Annotated in this window: 1 protein-coding gene; it reads right to left on the reverse strand. The window is 67.7% G+C overall.

Annotated elements, in window-relative coordinates; all coding sequences use genetic code 11:
- Positions 1–141: 141 nt before the first annotated feature.
- Positions 142–1,310 (reverse strand): ATP-binding protein (locus MJ783_RS21780; RefSeq protein WP_239313400.1); only part of this gene is annotated, 1,169 nt, incomplete at its 5' end.

Here is a 1,310-nt window from a genome sequence, read left to right on the forward strand (position 1 = left end):
CGACCACCGCCGCATCCAGCCCGGCGAGCACGGCGAATGCCACAAGTGCCCCGGGGATCCCGGCCGTCGGCGGCGCACGGAAACCGTGATCGCGTCGCCTTCGGTCCGCCGGGTCGGTGGCAGGTTGCCGTAAGATCACCGTCACGTCCACAGACGGTCGACCGGCAACACGGAAATCTGGTCGTCAGCGTGATAGCTGCGCTCGCCGAGGTAGAGGACGACGCCCCCGGCGAACCGTGACCCGAGTTTGTCCCGGAGCACCCGCAGGCCACGCAGGTCCTCGCCGGGCACCCGGGACCCGGCCTTGACTTCCACCGCCGCGACACGTCCGTCGTCGGCCTCGATGACGAGGTCGACTTCCTGCCCGCTGCTCGTGCGGAAGTGCGCGGGTTCGACATACGTCTGTGACCAGCCCACCTGCTTGATGACTTCGTTCACGACGAACGTTTCCAGCAGGTGCCCGAACTCGGTGAGGGCCGCCGGGTCGCGGGCGACCAGCCGGCGTTCGGTGAGACCGAGCAGGTAGGCACCCAGCCCGGAGTCGACGAGGTGCACCTTGGGACTGGCCGTGACCCGGCTGTTGAGGGTTCGACCGAATGCCGGCAGCCGATGGACGAGGAACACCGTTTCCAGAAGCTGGATGAAGTCCCCGACAAGATTTTGATCTTGTTTGACCGCCCGAGCGATGTCCGATGCCTTGAGTATCCCGCCGGTACGTGCCGCGAGCTGCCGCAGAATAAGCGGTAGCAGGCCACGCTGCCTGATTCTGCGGATTTCCAGGACGTCCCGTTCGATAACTGTCCGCACGTAGTCCCGGAACCAGCGGCTGCGGGCCGGGCCTTCTGGACGCCCCAGCACCAGCGGGAATCCCCCGGCCAGCACGCGCCGGGTCACGTCGTCCCGGGACAGTGCCGGCGAGCGGATGGCGACCAGCGATTCCGGATCGTCCATCAGCTGGTCGACGAAGGTCGCGGGCTGCTGCTGGCGGCTGGGCAGGCCGTCGTCGAGCGAATAGCTGTCCGGCCGCTCCAGCTCTGCCTGCGCCAGCGGCCACAGGGTGGTGACATGGACGCGGCCCGCCAAGGACTGGGACAGCGTCGGCATCGTGAGATAACGGGTTGACCCGGTGAGGACGAATCGTCCGGGCCGCAGATCGCGGTTCAGTTCCGCCTTGATTGCGTCCAGCAGCGCGGGGACGTGCTGGAACTCGTCGACGAGAACGGGGGACGGCGCCGCGGCGAAGAAGGTCGGGTCGGCGGTGACGGCCTGCCGCGTCGCGAGGTCATCAAGGTCGACGACCTCGCTCTGGT

Source organism: Protofrankia sp. Cj3, assembly GCF_917627355.1.
Classification (GTDB): domain Bacteria; phylum Actinomycetota; class Actinomycetes; order Frankiales; family Frankiaceae; genus Protofrankia.